We start from the raw sequence: 21,198 nt of genomic DNA on the forward strand, positions 1-21,198 counted from the left end.
TTTTAAACGGCTGATTTTAAAAGAAAAGTTATTCGCAGCGGGCTGGCCTGCGCAAGGTCAGGGCCTGGTCGAGCCACGTCAGCACATCGGCGGTGACTTCATCGCGGTTGGCTTCGTTGAACACTTCGTGACGCGCCTGCGGGTACACATTCAATTGCAGATGCTGGCAGCCGGCCTCACGCAGGGCGTGGGCCAGGTTTTTGAGACGCTTGCCCTCACTCACCGGATCACATTCGCCGCCCATCACGAGGATCGGCAGGCCCGGATCAATCTGGGCGAGATTGGACGCTTTGCTGATTTGCTGCAAGCCGCCAAGCAGGTCGATCCACAGCTGGTTGGTACACCGGAAGCCGCAGAGTGGATCGCTGATGTATTTGTCCACTTCATCCGGGTCACGGCTGAGCCAGTCGAACGCTGTGCGGTTGGGCTTGAAGGCCTTGTTGAACGAGCCGAACGACAGGAACTCGATCAGCGCACTTCGCCCCCGCACACCCTGGCGCAGACGTTCGGCCCGAGCGATCACCCGCGCTGCGCGGTACAGCGCCACCGGTTGGAAATTCGAACCACTGAGAATTGCCCCGTGCAGGCTGGCGCTGTGGTGCAGCAGGTAGGCCTGGGCGATGTAGCTGCCCATGCTGTGGCCCAGCAGGATGATCGGCAGCCCTGGTTGCTGCTGGCCGATGTGTTGATTGAGGCTTGCCAGGTCGCCTACCACTTTGTTCCAGCCATCCTTCTCGGCGTACAACCCAAGCGTACCTTCGTCGGCGGTACGTCCATGGCCACGCTGGTCAGGTGCATACACGCCATAGCCTGCGCTGCATAACGCTTCGGCCAAGCGTCCATAACGCCCGCTGTGCTCGGCCATGCCGTGGGACAGCATGACTACGGCGTGAACCGGGCCGTCGGGCATCCATTGATTGACGTACAGGCGGCTGCGGTCATTCGCGGTCAGCCAGAAGGTGCTGTGGTTCATGGCGCTTCCTTTGCTATGGGTCGTTGCAGTGTATAGCTGATCTGCCGAGGGGCGGGGTATCTGCCTACGCATCAGCGGCAAGATTCATACAATCAATGACACGATTTAGCGTATTTGCCTGTTTGGTCATAGCTGCTAACGTCCCCAAAGCTCCGCTTGTTATAAGCGGCCGGACATACTCAGGTAAGGGGACAAGAATAATGCAACCTGATTTCTGGAATGACAAACGCGCGGCGGGCGTTCCCAACGATATCGACCTCACGGCCTACAAGTCGGTGATCGAAGTCTTCGAGCGCTCGTGCAAGGCCTTTGCCGACCGTCCGGCATTCAGCAACATGGGCATCACCCTGACCTACGCCGAGCTTGAGCGCCAGAGTGCGGCGTTCGCCGGTTACCTGCAACAGCACACCGACCTCAAGCCCGGCGAGCGCATCGCAGTGCAGATGCCCAACGTGCTGCATTATCCGATTGCCGTGTTCGGCGCCTTGCGCGCGGGGCTGATCGTGGTCAACACCAACCCGCTGTACACCCCGCGCGAGATGCGCCACCAGTTCAAGGACGCCGGCGTGCGTGCGCTGGTCTACCTGAACCTGTTTGGTTCGCGGGTACAGGAAGTGTGCAACGACACCGAGATCGACTACCTGATCGAAGCCAAGATGGGCGACTTCCTGCCCGCCGCCAAAGGCTGGCTGGTCAACACCGTGGTCGACAAGGTCAAGAAGATGGTCCCGGCCTATAGCCTGCCGCGCGCGGTGTCATTCAAGCGTGCCCTGCGCATGGGCTCGGGCCTGGCGGTGACCCGTCACCCCGTGACCCTGGATGACATCGCCGTGCTGCAATACACCGGCGGCACGACCGGCCTGGCCAAGGGCGCGATGCTCACCCATGGCAACCTGGTGGCAAACATGCAGCAGGCGCGTGCGTGCATGTCTCAGGTTAGCGACGACGGCCATCCTTTGATCAAGGAAGGGCAGGAGGTGATGATCGCGCCGCTGCCGCTTTACCACATCTATGCCTTCACCGCGAACTGCATGTGCATGATGGTCACGGGTAACCACAACGTACTGATCACCAACCCGCGGGACATCGGCGGGTTTATCAAGGAGCTGAAAAAGTGGCGCTTTACCGGGCTGCTGGGGCTTAACACGCTGTTTGTGGCGTTGATGGACCATCCGGAATTCAAGACCCTGGATTTCTCCCACCTCAAACTCACCAACTCCGGTGGCACGGCACTGATCAAGGCCACGGCCGAACGCTGGCAGCAAGTCACCGGCTGCACGATTGGCGAGGGCTACGGCCTGACAGAAACCTCACCGGTGGCGTGCACCAACCCCTATGGCAACAAATCGCGCCTCGGTACCGTGGGCATTCCCGTGCCGGCTACCGCGATGAAGGTGATTGATGACGAAGGCGTGGAGTTGCCTCTGGGCGAACGCGGCGAGCTGTGCATCAAGGGCCCGCAGGTGATGAAGGGCTACTGGCAGCAACCGGCCGCCACGGCCGAGAGCCTGGACGCTGAGGGTTGGCTCAAGACCGGCGACATCGCGGTGATCGATGAGGATGGCTTTGTACGCATTGTCGATCGCAAGAAAGACCTGATCATCGTCTCGGGTTTCAACGTGTACCCCAACGAGATCGAAGACGTGGTGATGGCCCACCCGGCCGTGGCCAACTGCGCGGTGATCGGCGTGCCGGACGAGCGCACGGGGGAGGCGGTTAAGTTGTTTGTGGTGGCGCGTGCCGAAGGCGTGAGCCTTGAGGAGTTGAAGACCTACTGCAAGGCCAACTTCACGGGGTACAAGGTGCCCAAGCAGATTGTGTTACGAGACTCGTTGCCGATGACGCCAGTGGGCAAGATTCTGCGCAGGGAGCTACGCGACATCGCCTGACCATGAATTGAAATGCAATCAAATGAGGGAGGGGGCTTGCTCCCGATAGCGGTGTATCAGTCACTGAATGTATTGACTGAACCACGGCAATCGGGAGCAAGCCCCCTCCCTCATTTGGTTTTGATTGTTCTGAAGGCCCCATTCCAGAGCCTTTCAGTGGGTAATTCGAGCGCCAAAATAATTGTGACTAAATATTGTCCTACAGTCGAGTTTATGACTGTAAGGCCCGCTTTTGGCTCTAGTCGGCCCTTGGCAAAGCTGCTACTCTCGGCGCGCTTTGTGACGTCTAGGCCTGCTTGAAAGCGCCAGATTCACCTAAAAAAACATACACCAATAATAATCGCATCAAATGCGATGATGAATTCGCGTCGCTGAGGAGTGGGCTTCCATGAACGAAGACTTTTGGAAGGATAAGTACCCCGCCGGGATTGCTGCAGAAATCAATCCAGACGAGTATCCAAATATTCAGGCGGTACTGAAACAGTCCTGCCAGCGCTTCGCTAACAAACCGGCTTTCAGCAACCTGGGCAAGACAATCACCTACGGTGAACTGTACGAATTGTCCGGCGCCTTCGCCGCGTATCTGCAACAACATACCGACTTGAAACCCGGCGATCGCATCGCCGTGCAACTGCCCAACGTCCTGCAATACCCGGTCGCGGTATTCGGCGCCATCCGTGCCGGCCTGATCGTGGTCAACACCAACCCGCTGTACACCGCGCGGGAAATGGAACACCAATTCAACGACTCCGGTGCCAAGGCCCTGGTCTGCCTGGCCAACATGGCCCACTTGGCGGAAAAGGTCGTGCCCAAGACCGCCGTCAAGCATGTGATCGTCACCGAAGTCGCCGACCTGTTGCCGCCGCTCAAGCGCCTGCTGATCAACAGCGTCATCAAGTACGTTAAGAAAATGGTCCCGGCCTACCACTTGCCACAGGCGATCAAGTTCAACGACGTACTCGCCAAGGGCAACGGCCAACCAGTCAACGACGTCAACCCGGCGAGCAGTGACGTGGCCGTTTTGCAATACACCGGCGGCACCACCGGCGTAGCGAAGGGCGCGATGCTCACCCATCGCAACCTCGTTGCCAATATGTTGCAGTGCAAGGCGCTGATGGGCTCCAACCTCAATGAAGGCTGCGAGATCCTGATCACGCCGCTGCCGCTGTACCACATCTATGCGTTCACCTTTCATTGCATGGCGATGATGCTGATCGGCAACCACAACATCCTGATCAGCAATCCGCGTGACTTGCCGGCAATGGTCAAGGAACTGTCGAAGTGGAAGTTCAGCGGCTTTGTCGGTCTCAACACCTTGTTCGTGGCGCTGTGCAATAACGAAGGCTTCCGCAAGCTGGACTTCTCTGCACTCAAGGTCACCCTGTCGGGCGGCATGGCCCTGCAACTGGCGGCCGCCGAGCGTTGGAAGGCCGTGACCGGGTGTGGCATCTGCGAAGGTTACGGCATGACCGAAACCAGCCCGGTAGCCACTGTGAACCCGATCCAGCACATCCAGATCGGCACCATCGGCATTCCGGTGCCGTCCACAGTGTGCAAAGTCATTGCCGATGACGGCACCGAGCTGGCGCTGGGCGAAACTGGCGAGCTGTGCGTCAAGGGCCCGCAGGTGATGAAGGGCTATTGGCAGCGCCAGGACGCCACCGACGAGATGCTCGACAGCGAAGGCTGGCTGAAGACCGGCGACATCGCGATCATCCAGCCGGACGGCTACATGCGTATTGTCGACCGCAAGAAAGACATGATCCTGGTCTCAGGTTTCAACGTGTACCCCAATGAGCTGGAAGACGTACTGGCAGGGCTGCCGGGTGTGCTGCAATGCGCGGCCATCGGCGTGCCGGACGAGAAATCGGGGGAGATCATCAAGCTTTTCATCGTGGTCAAGCCGGGCGCCACCCTCACCAAGGATCAGGTGATGGAGCATATGCGCGCCAACGTCACCGCCTACAAGGTGCCCAAGGCTGTCGAGTTCCGCGATGCATTGCCGACCACCAACGTGGGTAAGATCCTGCGTCGTGAATTGCGTGATGAAGAGTTGAAGAAGCTGGGCCTGAAAAAGTAAGCCGATAAAAAACCCGCCGATGCGGGTTTTTTAATGACTGGATTGGAATGCAATCCAATGTGGGATGGGCGGTGCGACGATTCGACTTGCCTCCGATAGGGAGGGATCAGTCACCAGATTCAGTGACTGACACTCTGCTATCGGGAGCAAGTCAAATCGTCGCACCGCGCCTTCCACCTTTAAATCCGGCGCTTACAGGGCGAAATGCGCGAAGCTCACGTTAGCGCCGGCTGGGCGTACGTCTTTAAGGAACGAATCCTTGTCCGCGCTCAATTCCAACGTAATCTCGGGCTTGCGCTTGCCCGAGTTGCGCACTACCAGACCTTCGATATGCTCGCGCAGGAACGCCGTTGGCACCTTCAGGTGCAGCAACTGGTCCGTCTCGGCGTTGTGCATCAACAAGTGAATCCACTCGTAATGGCCCACCGCAATACGGCCCAGCGGCAGGTCGAACCACCAGATATTGCGCTTGCGGTCCAGGTCGGTGAAATGGCAGTTGTTGACGCCGAGTACGGCACCGCCCAGTTCCTGGTTTCTACGGGCGATGGCCTGTGCTTTATTGAGTTTCATAACCTTCCTACGGGATCTGTTATTCAGCGTTATAGCCTGAATGTGCCGCGCATTCTCGTGGGTTGGCCGCCAAACATAAAGCCAAACCTGCCGTTTTGGACGAAATGCCCGCTGAAAATAATTGAAACTCTGCCGAACGGCCTCTGGTCAATCTTTGTGTAATCACCAAAACCCTTGATTGTTCTTTCGGAGAAATACCATGAGCAGCACATCGGACAAGGCAAAAGGCTTGGCAAACGAAGCGATCGGCAACATCAAGCAAGGCGTCGGCAAAGTGACCGGCAACGACAAGCTTCAAGCTGAAGGTGTGATTCAGGAAAAGAAAGGCGAAGTGCAGAAAGCAGTCGGCGATACCAAAGATGCGGTCAAAAAAGCGACCAAGTAAGTCTGTATCACTGGCTGTATTCGTACAGCCCGGCGGCCATCCACGGATGGCCGTTTTTGTATTCCTTATTGCAACTAAACTTTCGAAATTGTTTCAAAGTCGCCATATGGGCTACTTTGATGTAGAAAACGGCCCCTGAGTCGCCCACGATCTCACCCTCTTTGCGGCGAAAGGAGACGCTATGATCTTTCCGGTTCTCGATGGTCTCAAGCTGCACAAGGTGCTGGTACGCACCGTCAAGGAATTCGTCGACGACGAGATGTCCACCTACGCGTCTGCACTGGCCTACCAGATGCTGTTCTCGCTGTTTCCCTTCCTGCTGTTCTTGATTGCCCTGATCGGTTTCCTGCACCTGCCTGACTTCTTTACCTGGCTGCGCCTGCAGTCGGAACTGGTGTTGCCGCCTCAGGCTTTGGAGCAGGTCAACCCGGTGATCGACCAGTTGCAGCAGTCCAAGGGTGGCCTGCTGTCGGTGGGTATCGTGATTGCGCTGTGGACCGCGTCGGCTGGTGTACGGTTGATGATGAGCGCCATGAACGCAGCCTACGACGTGGTGGAAGGCCGGCCGATTTGGAAGCGTTTTCCGCTGTCGATTTTCTACACCATTGGTATCGCCGGCATGCTGTTGGCCGCTGCGGCGTTGATGGTGCTCGGCCCCCAAGTGATGGAATGGGTGGCGGGGCAGATCGGCATGCAGGAGTTCGTGGTCACCTTGTGGACCATCCTGCGTTGGCCGCTGATCGTGATTTTGCTGATGTTTGCCGTGGCCTTGATGTACTACGTGATGCCTGACGTCGAGCAGAAATTTCGCTTTATCACCCCAGGCTCGGTGCTCGCAGTGGTGGTGTGGATCGTGGCCTCCCTGGGGTTTGGCTACTACGTCAAAACCTTCGCCGACTACAACGCCATGTATGGCAGTATCGGTGCGATCATCGTCCTGCTTTTGTACTTCTATATTTCCGCTGCCGTGCTGCTGCTCGGCGCGGAGATGAATGCCGTGATCGAACACATGTCGGCCGAGGGTAAAGATCCCGGTGAAAAAGAGTTCGATGAACCCGGCCACACCGATGAAAAACAGCACGTCTCAGGCCTAGGCCGTGACCACTCCAAGCCCACCCCCGTTGAGCCTGATCAATGATTCGTGAAATCCTGAAAATGGGCGATGAGCGCCTGCTGCGTATCGCGCCACCGGTTCCGCCGGAGATGTTCGACAGCCCCGAGCTGTGGCAATTGATCGACGACATGTTCCAGACCATGGAGCACGTCGGCGGTGTAGGTCTGGCGGCGCCGCAGATTGGCGTCGACCTGCAACTGGTGATCTTTGGATTTGAAGCCAGCGAGCGCTACCCGGACGCGCCGCCGGTGCCGCAGACTATTCTCATCAACCCGTTGATCACGCCGCTCAGCCCAGTGCTGGAAGAAGGCTACGAAGGTTGCCTGTCGGTACCCGGTCTGCGCGGCGCAGTGGACCGTTACCAGCAGATCCGCTACGAAGGTTTCGACCCCAAGGGTGAGCCGATCGTCCGCACTGCCGACGGCTTTCATGCGCGGGTGGTGCAGCACGAGTGCGATCACCTGATTGGCCGGTTGTATCCGTCGCGGATCACCGACTTCAGCAAGTTCGGGTTTATCGAAGTGATGTTCCCCGACATGGACCCAACGGCTGACGAGTAATCCCCAGACACACTGAAAAAATGTGGGAGGCCAAGCGCCTCCCATATTTGAATCGCGCTTCACATCGGGTTATCGGGTCGGCTTCACGAACTTCAACGTCATCCGATCCGATTCGCCAATCGCCACATACTTGGCCTTGTCCTGCTCTCCCAGCTTCAATGCCGGCGGCAATGTCCACACGCCCTCCGGGTAGTCTTTGGTGTCTTTCGGGTTGGCATTCACCTCGCTTTGCCCCTCCAGTTTGAAGCCCGCGTCGGTGGCCAGTTTCACCACATACGCTGTGGTCAGATAGCCGCTGTGCTTGATGTCTTCCAGCGACGCTCCGTCTTTGGCGCGGTGATCCACCACACCTAGCACGCCACCGGGTTTAAGCACCTTGTAGAACGCGTTGAAAGTGGCCCTGTCGGTATCAGCCAGCACCCAGTTGTGCACATTGCGGAATGTCAGCACCGTATCGACCGAGGCCGGTTTGCCGAATACCGGTGCCTTGGGGTCGAACTCGATCACCTCGGCCTTGGCATAAAGCGTAGGGTCGGCGGCAAATTTTTTCTTGAGGTTTTCTTCGGACGTACGCGCGTAAGCGCTGCTGCTCGCGGCCTGCACCGCAGCGATGTAGTGCCCTTGGTCCTTGAGCAATGGCGCCAGCACCTCGCTGTACCAGCCGCCGCCGGGGGTGATTTCGATCACGCTCTGTTTGGCGCCCAGGCCAAAGAATTCCAAGGTCTGCTGTGGATGCCGATACCCATCGCGGGCGCTGTTTGCCGGGTCGCGCCAACTGCCGGCGAGCACGCTGGCGTATTGCTGGGCACTGATGGGAGCGTCGGCTGCCTGGCTCAAGGCCGGGGCGAGGAGGGCGGTGAGGGCGAGGGCTGCAAGCGTCGGTTTCATGATCATCCTGGTAAAGGCCACGGTGCTGCCGAGGCTAGCATGGGCGCTTTACCGGCCGATCACACATTATCTGAGGTCGACCTCACCAACGGTTCTAAGCCCATGGCGATCATCGGTTTGTTGCGCTTGTAACGCACCAGCCGTTCGCTGAGGGATTGGGGCAGGATCGTATCCTGGGTGAATCCCATGCGCTGATACAGGCTTTCTAGGTCTGGATGGCACAGCAGCCATACCGTGCCTTGCACATCAGCTATTGCCTGAAGAATCAAGCGCGCCGCCAACCCTTGGCGGCGATACGCCGGAGCCACAAACACTCCGGTCAGCCATTGCCCGCCTACCACCGGCGACAGGCACAGCCCGGCGACAATTTCACCATCGCGCGCCACCCATAAACGCCCGCCTTTAAGGGCCTTCATAGACGAGTCGTGGCTGCGGTAGAACTTGTTCAGCAGCGGCCACAGAGGCTCTGCCAGCAGATCAATGGACAACTCAGTCATGGTGTTCAGACAGGCTTTATAAAGGGGCGCGGATTATAAACCCCTTCTGGCGGGTGATCGGTGTTATACCCAGTGTTACATCCCCTTTCAGTGGAGCACGCATCATGGCCAAAGGTATGGATTCAAAGAAAGCAGCGAAGAAGAAACCGGCAAAGACCGCCGATGAAAAACGCGCCGACAAAAAAACCAAGAAATCCGAGAGCGGCCTGTTCGGTCACTGATCACCCTTCAACTGAAGGATTTTAAGCGGCCAACGCAACCCTCTCTGTTGGCCGTTCCTTGCCCCGCGCTCAACCTCCCTTCCTGCCCCGCCTTGCCATAACTAATGGCTGACTGGTGGCCTTGCATAGCGCCAAGCCCTGTCTATGCTCACCCAGAACCGTTGATGACGCTCGGCGTGTAAAGCGTTTCGGATGGTTATCCCATAAAGGTCTGCCAGCACTATCCAACTGATGAATGGAATGCGCCTAGCCAGGCGCGGGTTACTTAAGGGTGTCCGACATGTTCAACCTCCATCACAAGTCTGACCTGCTTGAAATCCAGCGTTTCTCCTGTGCACTCACCGAATCCAACGCCAAACTCGCCGCTATCAGCCGTTCCATGGCCATGATCGAATTTGATCGCGATGGGGTGATACTTGATGCCAACGACAACTTCTGCAAAACCATGGGCTACAGCGCCGAGGAAATTCGCGGCCAGCATCATCGGATCTTTTGTGACGAGGCCTACACCCATACCGACGCCTACGCCAAGCTCTGGCGCGACCTGGCGCGGGGTGAGGCCCTCAGCGGCACGTTCGTACGCTTGAACAGGCACGGCCAAGAGGTGTGGCTCGAAGCCAGCTATATGCCCGTGCTGGACAGCGACAACCACGTACAGAGTGTGATCAAAGTCGCGTCCGATATTTCCGCGCGGGTCCACCATGAACATGAAAACCAGAGCCTGATCGACGCCATCAGCCGCTCCATGGCGATGATCGAGTTCACCCCTCAAGGCCAGATTCTCAAGGCCAATAACAACTTTCTGAAGACCGTGCAGTACTCACTGGATGAAATCGTCGGCCAGCACCACAGCCTGTTTTGCCATCGCAGCGAAGTGGAGTCGCCGGCGTACAAAGCGTTCTGGGCGTCCCTCAATCGCGGCGAATACCACTCGCACCGCTTCGAGCGCAAAAACAAATACGGCAAAACCCTGTTTTTGGAAGCGTCCTACAACCCGATTTTCGACACCAACGGGCGCCTGTACAAAGTGGTGAAATTCGCCAGCGACATCACCGACCAAGTGACCACCCTGCGCACCGCCGCCGATTCGGCTCACGCCACCTCGGTACAAAACGACGCCTGCGCGCGCAAAGGATCGGAGGTGGTGCAGCAAACCGTGCAGATCATCGAAGAGATTTCTCACAATTTGAACCAGGCGGCACAGAGCATCGACGCGGTGAGCAAGCAGTCGGACATCATTGGCGCCATTGTGCAGACCATCCGCAGCATTGCCGAGCAAACCAATATGCTGGCGCTCAACGCCGCGATTGAAGCGGCACGAGCCGGTGAGCACGGGCGCGGGTTTGCAGTGGTGGCCGACGAAGTGCGCAGCCTCGCCGCACGTACCAGCCACGCCACGGTGGAGATTGTGGAGGTGGTGCGCAAGAATCACGATCTGTCGTTGAGCGCAGTGTCGAGCATGCAGTCGAGCTTGAGCCGTACGGGGTTGGGGGTGGAACTGGCGAACGAGGCGGGGCAGGTGATCCTGGAGATTCAGGAAGGGTCACGGCATGTGGTGGATGCGATCGGGCAATTCAATTCGACCCTTCAACTGCAATAGCCGACCTATCCATTTCCAATTTGGAAAGCCAATCCCTGTGGGAGGGCGCAAGCACTCCCACAGGTTGATCCGAAGTGTGGCTTAGATTGCCGCCAGGGTTTCTTTCACCGAGTGCGCAGGATCAGTGGCTTTCGCCGCTACTTGCTGCTCTTGTTGCTGCTTCAACCGGTCGGCCACTTGCTTGGAAATCGCGTCCTGTTTTTCCAGGGACATGTTCTGTACATCCGCCTCAGTCAAACCCTGCTCCTTGAGCAACTGCTCACGAATGCGTTCGGCCGGAGTTTTGCTCATGTACTCCGTGAATTCCGAGCGCGCGCCAGAGGTGGATGTGGTGGCAGGCGTCTCGGTCGAGGAGGTGGTTGCCGTGGTGGAGGCTTGCAACTGCACGCGGGTCTTGGCGAAGGCTTCGTCGATACGGTCGGTGGCTTTGTCCAGATCCTTCTGCGCGACCGGTACGGTCACACTTTGCTGCGCGGCTTGAACGGCGCCGCTGTACAGCGCACTGGCGGCAGCGTTGGCTGGATCCATATCGGGGCGTTTGAGCTGTTGGACGGTCGATACGGCTTGGGTGTTGTTGTTAACCAGCATGATCGGGCACCTGGAGGAAATGTACGGTGCTACAGCTGGAGCAAATAGCGTGCCGGGCGCAAAAGCCCAGGTTTTGCTGGGGGCGGCTCGGCTGTTGCGGCAAGTGCTGGCCCATCGACGGCCAGCCATTGCCGCCTGCAACTCAGTAGGTGATGGGAATCTCGAATGTCTGAAACGCATCATCCACCGGTTGATAGCCCAGCACACGCGTGGTTTCGCTCAAGTCCAGACGCTTGAAACGGTTATTGGAAATGCCGTGGGCGATCAAGTGCTTTACGTCTTTAGTTTCAACCGAACGTTGCAGCAATTGCACCGCATCCCGTGGGCTGAGCCAAGCGCTGAGGTCGCGGGCGTTGTTCAGATCGTGGCTTTCGGGGAATTCAAAGGCGCCAATGCGCAGTGCGATGGTCGACAGTGGCGTTTTCGCCGCGTAGTAGCCGCACAGCGCCTCGCCATAGCATTTGCTCACGCCATACAGATTGGCGGGCAGCACTGGCATGCCAGGCGTGATCTGCCGATCCACCGGGTAGCCTTCGATGGTCTGGGCGCTGCTGGCGAAAACCAGACGCTTTACCCCGGCGGCCACGGCAGCTTCGAACAGGTAGGTGGTGGCGAGGATGTTGTTTGGCAGCAGTTCGTCGAACGAGGCGCTGGCATGGGGGATGCCCGACAGGTGCACGATCACGTCGATGCCATCGAGCAGCGCGACGAGCGCGGATTTATCGCTCAAGTCGGCGTGTACGAAGCGATGGTCGCCCAGTTCAAAATCCGGCGTGACGCGGTCTGTAAGCGTGAAGCGGTAGCGGTCTTTCGAGGCTTCGAAAAACGTCTTGCCGATTCTGCCGCAGGCGCCGGTGAGCAGTATGTTGAGTCCTTTCACGTGCATGTCCTTAGTTGTGGCCGTCGAGGGCGAAGGTCTGGAAGCCCGGATGCTGGCTGAGGCGTTCGTAATACGCTGCGATGGCGGGGTAGGGCGGATGTTCCATGGGCGTCATGCGCCAGCGGTGCACCGAAAGGCCGATAAGGACGTCGGCGAGGGTGAATTCGTCGCCGGTGACGTAAGCGTTGGTTTTGGTCAGCTGTTGTTCCAGCAGGCCCATCTTGTCATTCCAGCCCTGTACGCCGGCTGCGATTCGTTGCGGGTCCTGATGCTCAGGACTCTGACGCACCAGCGCTTGGAACGCGTAACCCCAGGAAGGGTTGAGCTCGGTGGCTTGCCAGTCCATCCACTGCTCCACCCTGGCCCGTGGCGCGGGTTCGGCGGGCAAGAGGTCGTGGCGTTGGTAGAGGCTGACCAGGTAGCGGCAGATGGTGTTGGATTCCCACAGCACGCCGTGGTCGTCGATGAGCACAGGTATTTGCGCGTTAGGGTTCAGGGCCAGGAATTCGGGGGATTGGGTGGGGGTGTAGCCGATGCCCCAATCTTCGCGTACGTATTCGATGCCCAGTTCGTGGCATGTCCACAGGACTTTGCGTACGTTGATGGAAGAGGTGCGGCCCAAGATTTTCAGTGAGTGTCCCATGGTGCTTCCCTGGCAGTGGAGAAGGGACAATCTAGCAGGGGCCGGGGAGGTTAAGCGAGCGCGGTCAAATTGAGGGAACCGGCAGGCTAGCTCCCTCGATGGATCACGTTCGGCTTGAGGGTCAGGTGCTTTCCCGCACCTGCAACTCAAAGCCCATGTCCACTACCGGCTTGGCGACCTTGTTGCCCGCCATGATCGTGAGCAGATGCTCCGCCGCACGGCGGCCAATGGCTTCGCGTGGCGTGCTGATGCTGCTCAGGCGCGGCACCATAAAGGACGACGCGGGCAAGTCGTTGAAACCCAGCACCGCCACGCGCTCTGGCACCTTTATGCCATGGCGCAGGGCTTCCAGCAGCGCGCCTTGGGCCAGGTCGTCGTTGCCGAAGAAGATCGCATCCACGTCCGGATGGGCGGCCAGCAACTGTAGGAACAACTCACCGCCCAGGCCCACGGAAGAAGGACGCGGTGTCAGCAGCTCCAGCGCCGGGTCGTACATTCCGGCCTGTTGCAGGGCGCGGCGGAAACCCTCGCCACGCAGCAAGGTACGTTGGTCCAATTGCGCGCCGATATAGGCCAGGCGCTTGCGGCCACGGGACAGTAAATGCGCCGCGGCTGTTTCACCGGCGGCCAATTGCGAGAAGCCCACGCAATTCACGCCAGCGTTAGGGTCCAGGTCCATCATGTAAACGCAAGGCACATTGCTGGCCTCGACCATTCGTCGGGCGCTTTCGGTGCGATCGAAGCCCGTCAGCAGCAAGCCCCGTGGCTGATAGGACATGTAGTTGCGCAGCAGGTTTTCTTCTTCATCGCGGGAGTAGTGAGAGTTGCCGATCAGCACTTCAAAGCCTTTAGGCCGTAGCACCTGATGGATGGCTTCGAGGGTTTCGATAAATAGCAGGTTGGACAACGACGGTACCAACACCACCACCGAATGGCTCTGAGCCGAGGCCAGGGCGCGGGCGGCGGGGTTGACCACGTAGTTGAGCTCGGCAGCTGCCTGTTGGACTTTTTCTACCAGTTCGATGGCCACAGTGCTGATGCCGCGCAGGGCGCGTGAAGCGGTGATCGGACTGACGCCAGCCAGGCGGGCAACTTCGTTGAGGGTCGGGCGACCCGTGGTGCGCGTATTTTTATCGTTCTTAGAGGTCATCAGGCGGCTTGCCAAACAAAAATCGAGGCACTAAGGTAGCGCTGTCTCCAAATGGCTGCAAATTATTGAACTTTGGGTTGCCTGATCCGGTTCAAATGATTGGAGCGGATGCACGCGTCACTCCATAAAAATGACAAGACGGCGCGGGAAAAGCCTGTTTTTGCACGTGCCTTACAGCGTGCGAAGGTAGCGCTATCTGCGTCTTGAGGTGTTTCATGAGTCAACCTGTTACCGCCCTGGTCATCATGGGTGTTGCCGGCTGTGGCAAGACCAGTGTCAGCGAGGCCTTGTGCCGGCTGAACGGCGCTACCGCCATTGAAGGCGACAGCTTTCACCCTGCCGCGAATATCGAAAAGATGAGCGCCGGCCACCCCCTCAACGACGACGACCGCGCCGGCTGGCTCGACATCCTGTGCGATGAACTGCGCCGCTCGCTTAAAGCGGGTGAACATCCGGTGCTCACCTGTTCGGCTCTCAAGAAGAAATACCGTGACCACCTGCGCGAAGCCGCGCCAGGTCTGGGTTTCGTATTCCTGGAACTGACCCGTGAAGTCGCCTCGGACCGCGTGTCCCATCGCCCCGGCCATTTCATGCCGGCAAGCCTGATCGACAGCCAGTTCGCCACCCTTGAATCGCCCAAAGGCGAGCCACTGACCCTGGCCCTCAACGCCAGTGAAGACAGTGTCGAGGCGTTGGCCGAGCAGACCAACGCTTGGTGGCTGCAACACGGCTTTGAACGAACTCATTAATTTTTTGCCGGAAAAGATAGCGCTATCCCCGGCAAGAAATTCAACACCCGCTTTAATAACAACAACAAACAGGAGAGACCCCCCATGTTTGGCATGTCCCACGAGTCGTACCTGCTGCTAGACGCAGTCGTCACTATCATCGGGTTGATCGTTCTGATCACCAAGTTCAAGGTCCACCCGTTCATTGCACTGATCATCGCGGCCGGCTTCCTCGGCCTGACCTCGGGCATGCCCGTGGACAAGATCATCAAAGCCTTCCAAGACGGTTTCGGCGGGGTGCTCGGCTTTGTCGGCATCATCCTCGCGCTGGGCACCATGCTCGGCAAGATGATGGCCGAATCCGGCGGTGCCGATCAGATCGCCCAGACCCTGATCCGCGCCTTCGGCAAAGAGAAGGTCCAGTGGGCCATGATGTTCGCCGCGTTCCTGGTGGGCATCCCGCTGTTCTTCGAGATCGGCTTTGTGCTGCTGATCCCGCTGGTGTTTATCGTCGCGCGCCGCACCGGTGTGTCGCTGATCAAGATCGGTATCCCGCTGCTCGCAGGCCTCTCGGCAGTGCACGGCCTGGTGCCACCGCACCCGGGCCCGCTGCTGGCTATCGGCGTGTTTGGCGCGGACATCGGCAAGACCATCCTGTACGGCCTGATCGTCGCACTGCCGACCGCCATCATCGCCGGCCCGATCTTCGGTACGTTCATCGCCAAGTACATCCCCGGTAATCCCTCCCAGGAACTGGTGGATCAACTGGCCCGCGAGACCGATAACAAGTCGCTGCCAAGCTTCGGCATCACATTGGTCACCGTGCTGCTGCCGGTGTTTCTGATGTTGCTCAAAACCTTCGCCGACATCGCCTTTGCCGAAGGCAACGTGGTGCGCAACTGGATGGACATGATCGGTCACCCGATCACCGCCTTGCTGCTGGCGCTCCTGCTGTCCCTGTACACCTTTGGCAGTCGCCAGGGCATTCACTCCAAGCAAATCCTCAAGCTGCTCGACGCCAGCCTTGCGCCGACGGCCGCGATCATCCTGATCATCGGTGCCGGTGGTGGCTTCAAGCAGATGCTGGTGACCAGCGGCGTGGGTGACGTGATTGGCCATATGGCGGTGAATGCGCAGATCAACCCGATCCTGCTGGCCTGGCTGGTGGCGGCGGTGATTCGTATTGCGACCGGTTCGGCAACCGTGGCGACCATTACCGGCGCGGGCATCGTAGTGCCGGTGGTGGGGATGATCCCTGGGGTTAACCGTGAGCTGTTGGTGCTGGCGACGGGGGCGGGTTCGTTGATCCTGTCTCACGTCAACGATGCGGGGTTCTGGCTGGTGAAGCAGTACTTCAACATGACCGTGGCCGAGACCTTCAAGACCTGGACGGCGATGGAAACCATTCTGTCTGTGGTGGCGTTGATCTTCATCATGCTGCTGTCGTTGGTGGTCTAACAGACACACCAGCAGCAAGGGTGAAAACCCAATGCAAATGTGGGAGGGGGCTTGCCCCCGATGGCGGTGGGTCAGTCACCAGATGCAGTGATTGAACCTCTGCTATCGGGGGCAAGCCCCCTCCCACATGTTGACCACATTTGTTCAGGTGGATCGGGTCAGGCTTTAGCGACCAGCCCATCCGCCCGGAACATCCCGCGAATCCCGCGCACCGCCTGGCGAATCCGGTCCTGGTTTTCGATCAGCGCAAAGCGCACATGATCATCCCCATACTCGCCAAATCCAATCCCCGGCGACACGCAGACCTTGGCTTCCAGCAGCAGCTTCTTGGCAAACTCCAGCGAACCCATGGCGGCATACGCCTCCGGGATCTTCGCCCAGACGTACATCGACGCCTTGGGATTCTCCACCATCCAGCCCAACTCATGCAGGCCCTTGACCAGCACATTGCGGCGCTGGCGGTACTGCTCGGCGATGTCCTTCACGCACTGCTGATCGCCTTCCAACGCAGCAATCGCGGCGACTTGCAGCGGGGTGAAGGTACCGTAATCGTGGTAACTCTTGATCCGTGCCAGGGCGTTGACCAGTTCCGGGTTGCCCACCATGAAACCGATGCGCCAGCCAGCCATGTTGTAGCTCTTGGACAGGGTGAAAAACTCCACCGCAATGTCCTTGGCCCCCGGCACTTGCATGATCGATGGGGCTTTCCAGCCGTCGTAGACGATGTCGGCGTAGGCCAGGTCATGCACCACCAGCACGTCGTACTGCTTGGCCAGGGCGATCACCCGTTCGAAGAAATCCAGCTCCACGCACTGCGCAGTCGGGTTGGACGGGAAGCCGAGGATCATCATCTTCGGCTTCGGGATCGACCCACGAATCGCCCGTTCCAGCTCGGCGAAGAAGTCCACGCCCGGAATCAGCGGCACCGAACGCACCTGGGCGCCGGCAATCACGGCACCGTAGATATGAATCGGGTAGCTCGGGTTGGGCACCAGCACCGTGTCGCCCTGGTCCAGGGTGGCCAGCATTAAATGCGCCAGGCCTTCCTTGGAACCGATGGTGACGATGGCTTCCGTCTCGGGGTCGATGTCCACCTCGTAGCGGTCTTTGTACCAGCGCGAAATCGCCCGGCGCAGACGCGGAATGCCTTTGGAGGTGGAGTAGCCGTGGGTGTCTTCACGCTGGGCGACGGTGACCATTTTCTCCACGATATGGGGAGGCGTGGCGCCGTCGGGGTTACCCATGCTCAAGTCGATGATGTCTTCGCCGCGCCGACGCGCAGCCATCTTCAGCTCGGCAGTGATATTGAAAACGTAAGGGGGGAGTCGATCTATGCGCGCAAAGCGGCGCGGCGAACCTTGGTCGGCCATTGTTGCCTCGAAGTACGTAAGCGCCCGGAACCGTCCGAGCGACGTCGGCCACTGCGGTGGCCTGCGGAGCAGACAATACGGTCGATGATGGCCAGTTGTCCATATGCGTAGGAAAATTTTCTGCATGGAGTACGGCACGGATATGCCCCTATACTCGATGCGGGTTTGTTCCCTCATAAGAAGGAGACTGTTCGTATGGATCAGCAGACAAAACAACCGTTAGAGCCACGCATGGAAGCAGGCAAGGCCTTGGTGATTGCTGGGGTACAAGGGCGTTATTCCAAGGCGACGGTGGGCGATATTCCCAAGTTGTGGGAGTTGTTCGACAGCTGTATCAAGGACATCAAGAAGCGCATCGGCGGTGTGACCTATGGCGTTTGCCATAACCCCAATCACGGCGAATTCGATTACATGGCGGGGGTGGAAGTCCCGAGCAAAAGCGACGTCCCGAGCAACTTCGAAGCCATTGAAATTCCACCGCTCAACTATGCGGTGTTCCCGCATTACGGACCGGTGCAGGCATTGGAACAGACGTACGAGCGCATCATGTTCGAGTGGTTGCCACATTCGGGCTACAAAGTGGCAGGGCCGGATTTTGAACGCTATAGCGCTGATTTTGACGTGAGGAAAGGTACGGGGACGGTGGAGATCTGGTTGCCTGTCGTAGCCAATACCTGATGGCGCATGACTGAGCTGCCGGGGCAGCTCAGTCGCGTGTGTCAACGGCTGAGCAGCCGCCCGATGAAGGACGCGTTGCCGCCGAGCGTGCCACTGCTTTGCAGGCGCTCTTCCTCCAAAACGCGCTCGAGTTTGTCGATACAGGAAGGCTGCGGCCTTGATTGCGTGTCGTTCCAGGCTATTGCGACGCCTTGATCGCCAAAGTCGGCGTCCAATTGGCCGGTCACGGTGTGTCTGAGCAGCTTGACCAGATTTCCGCTGTCATTACGCGCCAACGCGACAATCTTCCCATCGTTCTGGACCGTTACACTGGCATAGTTGCCATGGTTGGTTTCGGTTTCCAACGGCTGTCCTGCGTTGAACGACATGTCCAGTTGACCGTTGGCAAGCAGGCTGGCAACGAAGTTCATTTGATGTGGGAGTTTGTGGCTGTCGCCGACCACCGCAATGCCGCCGACAACGGCAATGCGCCCCTCTGGGCCGCTCGCCAGCACAGTAACCTGTTGGTGGTGATTGCCCGAAAGCGGCAAATGGACAAGTCCGTTGTTGCCAAATCCTGTGTTCAGTTCCCCTTTGTTCGTATACCCGCTGAGGTGGGCTTTGCCATTGCTGGTACCCGCCAGTACAAAACCCTGCGCTGTCGTCAAGACCGCACTCAGGAGAACACCATGGACTTCAAGTGGCCCGTTGTTTCCGAAGTTGATAAATCGGCCACTTTCGTCGAGCTGGTAAACGAAACTTTTGGTGCCGTCATTGAATACAACGATGATGTTGCCATCACCCTGCACCGCAAGACCGGCCTTGCTGGTTTCACCGAGATTGATCGCTTGATTCAGCACAACTTGACCGTTAGTGCCAAACGACTTATCTACGTCGCCGTTATCGACCCGGAATCGTGTGACAAACGCCGCTTCACCGTCAGTATTTGCCGCTAGCAGCAGGGGTTTGTTATCCGGCTGAATCAGCATGTCGACAAGGACGTCGCGGTCTTCAGCCGGCGTGAGCCAGAACCCGAAGTTGATATCCTCCTCTCCGGTCGGTGTGTGTTTGGTGAGACCGATGAAGTGATTGTTCTGGTAAGTAAACAGGCCCGCTGTAAGGGTCGAGCCATTACTGAGGGCGCGGGAAATCCCCACCGTATTTCTGTAGATCACAGTGCCGTTCTTGGGGGTTGCGTTACCAAACGAAAGATCCGCGCTTCCTGCGGTGTTTACTGCAGTACTGCTCGATGAAGTCTTCATGGAATGTCTCCGCACTGGACGTAAAACGTTTCCACTCCTGCTCGTCATATTCCGTGAGCGACAACCTTGGCGTTACAGTAAAAGGCATCGAGGTGCGTGCGTATAGCTGTGAGATCTGACAGTAGGCAACGGGGGCTAAAGCCTGCGCCGACTGCCGTATCACTTTCGCTAGGTAAGGTGTGTCAAAGACGCTCCACCCAACATCAGACTCAACCTGCGTTCATACCCCACCCGCGCCTTGTACGCCTCGCCGATATCCAACCAGCCCGCTTGCAGATATAACCCCATCGCCGCCACATTGGCGCTGTCCACCGACAGTTCCAGTGCCTCGATTTGTGGCCATTCCTGGCGCGCTGCCGCTGGCAATGCCTGCAAACACGCCTTGCCGAACCCTCGCCCTTGCTGGCGCCGATCCACCTGGAACGCATGCAGCGTGGCGCTGTGTGCATCGGCCCAATGGGGCAGGCAAGGCGGGCGTTTGAGCAAGAGGAAGGCCACCGGAATGTCATCGGCCAGCAGGGCGAACCCTTTGACGCCTGGGCTCGGTTTGGCCAGCAGCGAATTGAGCGCGCAATACATATCGCCGCAAAACGGCAGTTGTTCGGGATGAACTTCGATGGCGCTGGCTTGCTGTCGTTGCACAGCAGTGAGCGCCTCGTAGGCGACAAGGCGGGTTTGCATCGGAACGTCCGAACGGCTGCAAGGAAGCGCGCAGTCTAGCGGGTTTGAGGGCGACACAGTGCTTAGTGATAAGCAGGCGGGCCCAGAGCGAGGCGCGCCAATTCACCACATACTCTGAGCCTGATCACTCATCCAGCATCTGCGCCAGCATCCAGCTGCCCGCCGGTCCCGGTGGATACTGCCGCGACCACAGCGCATCCACCGCTACCAGTCGCGGCCAACCGCGCACTGGGAGTTCCACCAGCCCAGTGTTGCCAAAGCGTTCCACCAGCCAACGCGGCAGCTCGGCCCAACCGAAACCGAGCTGGGCCATTTCCATCAGCATCAGAAAACTCGGCGCCGACCAAACGCGGCCGCTGGGGCGGGTTTCATTCGGGTTGATGATGCTCGCCAGCCGAAGTTCGCGGTGTTGCTGCAAGCACTGCGCGTCGACGTTCGGCAGCGTGGCCAACGGATGCTCGGGCGCGACGAACAGCGCGATTTCCGTGCGTTCAGCCACGGGCGCGCGGCTGAGGTCGGGTGGGTAATGCGCCTGGGCTTCGACAAACGCGATCTGCGCACGACCGCTCTGCACCAGCGCGATCAAGTCTTCGCACTCGGCGATCAGCCATTCCAGTTCAAGGTCCGGGTAACGCTGCTCGAAGGCCTTGAGCGCGAGTTCGAAGCGCTCAGATTGATAGGTATCGGACATGGCAATCGTGACTTTCGGCTCCAATCCCATGGCCAACTGACTCGCGGCCAGCGACAGGCGACTGCTGGCTTCCAGGACTTGCTCGGCGCGTTGCAGCAACACCAGGCCGGCGGGCGTGAGCGTCGGCTTGCGGCTGCTGCGATCAAACAGCACCACATCCAAATCAATCTCCAGGCTGGCTACCGCCGCGCTGACGGTGGACTGGCTCTTGCCCAGTTTGCGCGCCGCCGCCGAAAACGAGCCTTGGGTGGCCGCCTGCACAAACGCCTGCAGCACTTCATTAGAGGCCATGACTATCGCCTTGATCGATGGT

The 21,198-nt window shown here is 58.7% G+C and carries 21 protein-coding genes; 9 read left to right on the forward strand and 12 right to left on the reverse strand.

Annotated features, from left to right (window positions below):
- Positions 1-28 precede the first annotated feature (28 nt).
- On the reverse strand, positions 29-973 hold the full coding sequence (locus tag AOA61_RS23165; RefSeq protein ID WP_095185731.1) for an alpha/beta hydrolase: 945 nt from the start codon (positions 971-973) through the stop codon (positions 29-31).
- A 200-nt stretch (positions 974-1,173) separates the two neighbouring features.
- On the opposite strand from AOA61_RS23165, the gene fadD2 reads away from it, so the two are divergent.
- Positions 1,174-2,862, forward strand: a complete 1,689-nt coding sequence (gene fadD2 / locus AOA61_RS23170; protein ID WP_099602789.1) for a long-chain-fatty-acid--CoA ligase FadD2 — start codon at positions 1,174-1,176, stop codon at positions 2,860-2,862.
- 388 nt (positions 2,863-3,250) lie between these two features.
- Positions 3,251-4,942: a long-chain-fatty-acid--CoA ligase FadD1 gene (gene fadD1, locus AOA61_RS23175; protein ID WP_032891014.1), complete on the forward strand. Its 1,692-nt coding sequence runs from the start codon at positions 3,251-3,253 to the stop codon at positions 4,940-4,942.
- Between the two features lie 192 nt (positions 4,943-5,134).
- Here the strand turns inward: fadD1 and AOA61_RS23180 are convergent, their stop codons facing one another.
- Positions 5,135-5,512 (reverse strand): hypothetical protein, encoded by a 378-nt coding sequence (locus tag AOA61_RS23180; RefSeq protein WP_032891015.1) that lies wholly within the window; start codon positions 5,510-5,512, stop codon positions 5,135-5,137.
- Positions 5,513-5,711: 199 nt separating this feature from the next.
- Here AOA61_RS23180 and AOA61_RS23185 point away from each other — a divergent pair, with 199 nt between their 5' ends.
- From AOA61_RS23185 to def, 3 genes are all read left to right on the forward strand, one after another.
- Positions 5,712-5,897, forward strand: coding sequence for a CsbD family protein (locus AOA61_RS23185; RefSeq protein ID WP_032891017.1), 186 nt, complete (start codon positions 5,712-5,714; stop codon positions 5,895-5,897).
- 181 nt (positions 5,898-6,078) lie between these two features.
- Positions 6,079-7,035, forward strand: coding sequence for a YihY/virulence factor BrkB family protein (locus AOA61_RS23190; RefSeq protein WP_032891018.1), 957 nt, complete (start codon positions 6,079-6,081; stop codon positions 7,033-7,035).
- Positions 7,032-7,571: a peptide deformylase gene (def, locus tag AOA61_RS23195; RefSeq protein ID WP_032891019.1), complete on the forward strand. Its 540-nt coding sequence runs from the start codon at positions 7,032-7,034 to the stop codon at positions 7,569-7,571. The genes AOA61_RS23190 and def overlap by 4 nt, the downstream gene beginning before the upstream one ends.
- Before the next feature lie 69 nt (positions 7,572-7,640).
- Here def and AOA61_RS23200 read toward each other — a convergent pair whose 3' ends face one another.
- Together AOA61_RS23200 and AOA61_RS23205 are read right to left on the reverse strand one after the other, a co-directional pair.
- Positions 7,641-8,459: a class I SAM-dependent methyltransferase gene (locus AOA61_RS23200; protein WP_099602790.1), complete on the reverse strand. Its 819-nt coding sequence runs from the start codon at positions 8,457-8,459 to the stop codon at positions 7,641-7,643.
- 59 nt (positions 8,460-8,518) lie between these two features.
- Positions 8,519-8,956, reverse strand: coding sequence for a GNAT family N-acetyltransferase (locus AOA61_RS23205; protein ID WP_099602791.1), 438 nt, complete (start codon positions 8,954-8,956; stop codon positions 8,519-8,521).
- A 501-nt stretch (positions 8,957-9,457) separates the two neighbouring features.
- Here AOA61_RS23205 and AOA61_RS23210 point away from each other — a divergent pair.
- Positions 9,458-10,777: a PAS domain-containing methyl-accepting chemotaxis protein gene (locus AOA61_RS23210; RefSeq protein WP_032891023.1), complete on the forward strand. Its 1,320-nt coding sequence runs from the start codon at positions 9,458-9,460 to the stop codon at positions 10,775-10,777.
- Between the two features lie 81 nt (positions 10,778-10,858).
- On the opposite strand, the gene AOA61_RS23215 is transcribed toward AOA61_RS23210, so the two are convergent.
- From AOA61_RS23215 to AOA61_RS23230, 4 genes are all read right to left on the reverse strand, one after another.
- Positions 10,859-11,365 (reverse strand): hypothetical protein, encoded by a 507-nt coding sequence (locus AOA61_RS23215; RefSeq protein WP_095185729.1) that lies wholly within the window; start codon positions 11,363-11,365, stop codon positions 10,859-10,861.
- Positions 11,366-11,507: 142 nt separating this feature from the next.
- The gene (locus AOA61_RS23220; protein ID WP_095185728.1) at positions 11,508-12,245 is read right to left on the reverse strand and encodes an NAD(P)-dependent oxidoreductase; all 738 of its coding nucleotides are present in this window, start codon (positions 12,243-12,245) and stop codon (positions 11,508-11,510) included.
- Between the two features lie 10 nt (positions 12,246-12,255).
- Entirely contained in the window at positions 12,256-12,888 is a 633-nt protein-coding gene (locus AOA61_RS23225) for a glutathione S-transferase family protein (RefSeq protein ID WP_032891026.1), read from the reverse strand.
- A gap of 121 nt (positions 12,889-13,009) precedes the next feature.
- Positions 13,010-14,041: a LacI family DNA-binding transcriptional regulator gene (locus AOA61_RS23230; protein ID WP_164440467.1), complete on the reverse strand. Its 1,032-nt coding sequence runs from the start codon at positions 14,039-14,041 to the stop codon at positions 13,010-13,012.
- Between the two features lie 212 nt (positions 14,042-14,253).
- Between AOA61_RS23230 and AOA61_RS23235 the strand changes: the two genes are divergently transcribed.
- Positions 14,254-14,787: a gluconokinase gene (locus tag AOA61_RS23235; protein WP_032891028.1), complete on the forward strand. Its 534-nt coding sequence runs from the start codon at positions 14,254-14,256 to the stop codon at positions 14,785-14,787.
- Between the two features lie 84 nt (positions 14,788-14,871).
- Positions 14,872-16,224: a GntP family permease gene (locus AOA61_RS23240; RefSeq protein ID WP_032891030.1), complete on the forward strand. Its 1,353-nt coding sequence runs from the start codon at positions 14,872-14,874 to the stop codon at positions 16,222-16,224.
- Between the two features lie 158 nt (positions 16,225-16,382).
- Here the strand turns inward: AOA61_RS23240 and alaC are convergent, their stop codons facing one another.
- A complete protein-coding gene (gene alaC, locus AOA61_RS23245; RefSeq protein ID WP_032891031.1) occupies positions 16,383-17,594 on the reverse strand; it encodes an alanine transaminase in 1,212 nt (403 codons plus the stop codon).
- 195 nt (positions 17,595-17,789) lie between these two features.
- Between alaC and AOA61_RS23250 the strand changes: the two genes are divergently transcribed.
- Positions 17,790-18,272 carry a GyrI-like domain-containing protein gene (locus AOA61_RS23250; RefSeq protein WP_099602792.1) on the forward strand — a complete coding sequence of 161 codons (483 nt, stop codon included), beginning with the start codon at positions 17,790-17,792 and terminating at the stop codon, positions 18,270-18,272.
- Between the two features lie 41 nt (positions 18,273-18,313).
- Here the strand turns inward: AOA61_RS23250 and AOA61_RS23255 are convergent, their stop codons facing one another.
- The 3 genes from AOA61_RS23255 to AOA61_RS23265 form a co-directional block, all read right to left on the reverse strand.
- A complete protein-coding gene (locus AOA61_RS23255; protein ID WP_143521240.1) occupies positions 18,314-19,513 on the reverse strand; it encodes a hypothetical protein in 1,200 nt (399 codons plus the stop codon).
- Between the two features lie 168 nt (positions 19,514-19,681).
- Positions 19,682-20,194 carry an N-acetyltransferase gene (locus tag AOA61_RS23260; RefSeq protein WP_099602794.1) on the reverse strand — a complete coding sequence of 171 codons (513 nt, stop codon included), beginning with the start codon at positions 20,192-20,194 and terminating at the stop codon, positions 19,682-19,684.
- Positions 20,195-20,318: 124 nt separating this feature from the next.
- Complete coding sequence (locus tag AOA61_RS23265; protein WP_099602795.1) at positions 20,319-21,176, reverse strand: LysR family transcriptional regulator; 858 nt, start codon at positions 21,174-21,176, stop codon at positions 20,319-20,321.
- Positions 21,177-21,198 lie beyond the last annotated feature (22 nt).

Origin of the sequence: Pseudomonas sp. 2995-1 (assembly GCF_002742505.1) — a bacterium.
In the GTDB taxonomy this organism is placed as follows: Bacteria; Pseudomonadota; Gammaproteobacteria; order Pseudomonadales; family Pseudomonadaceae; genus Aquipseudomonas; species Aquipseudomonas sivasensis.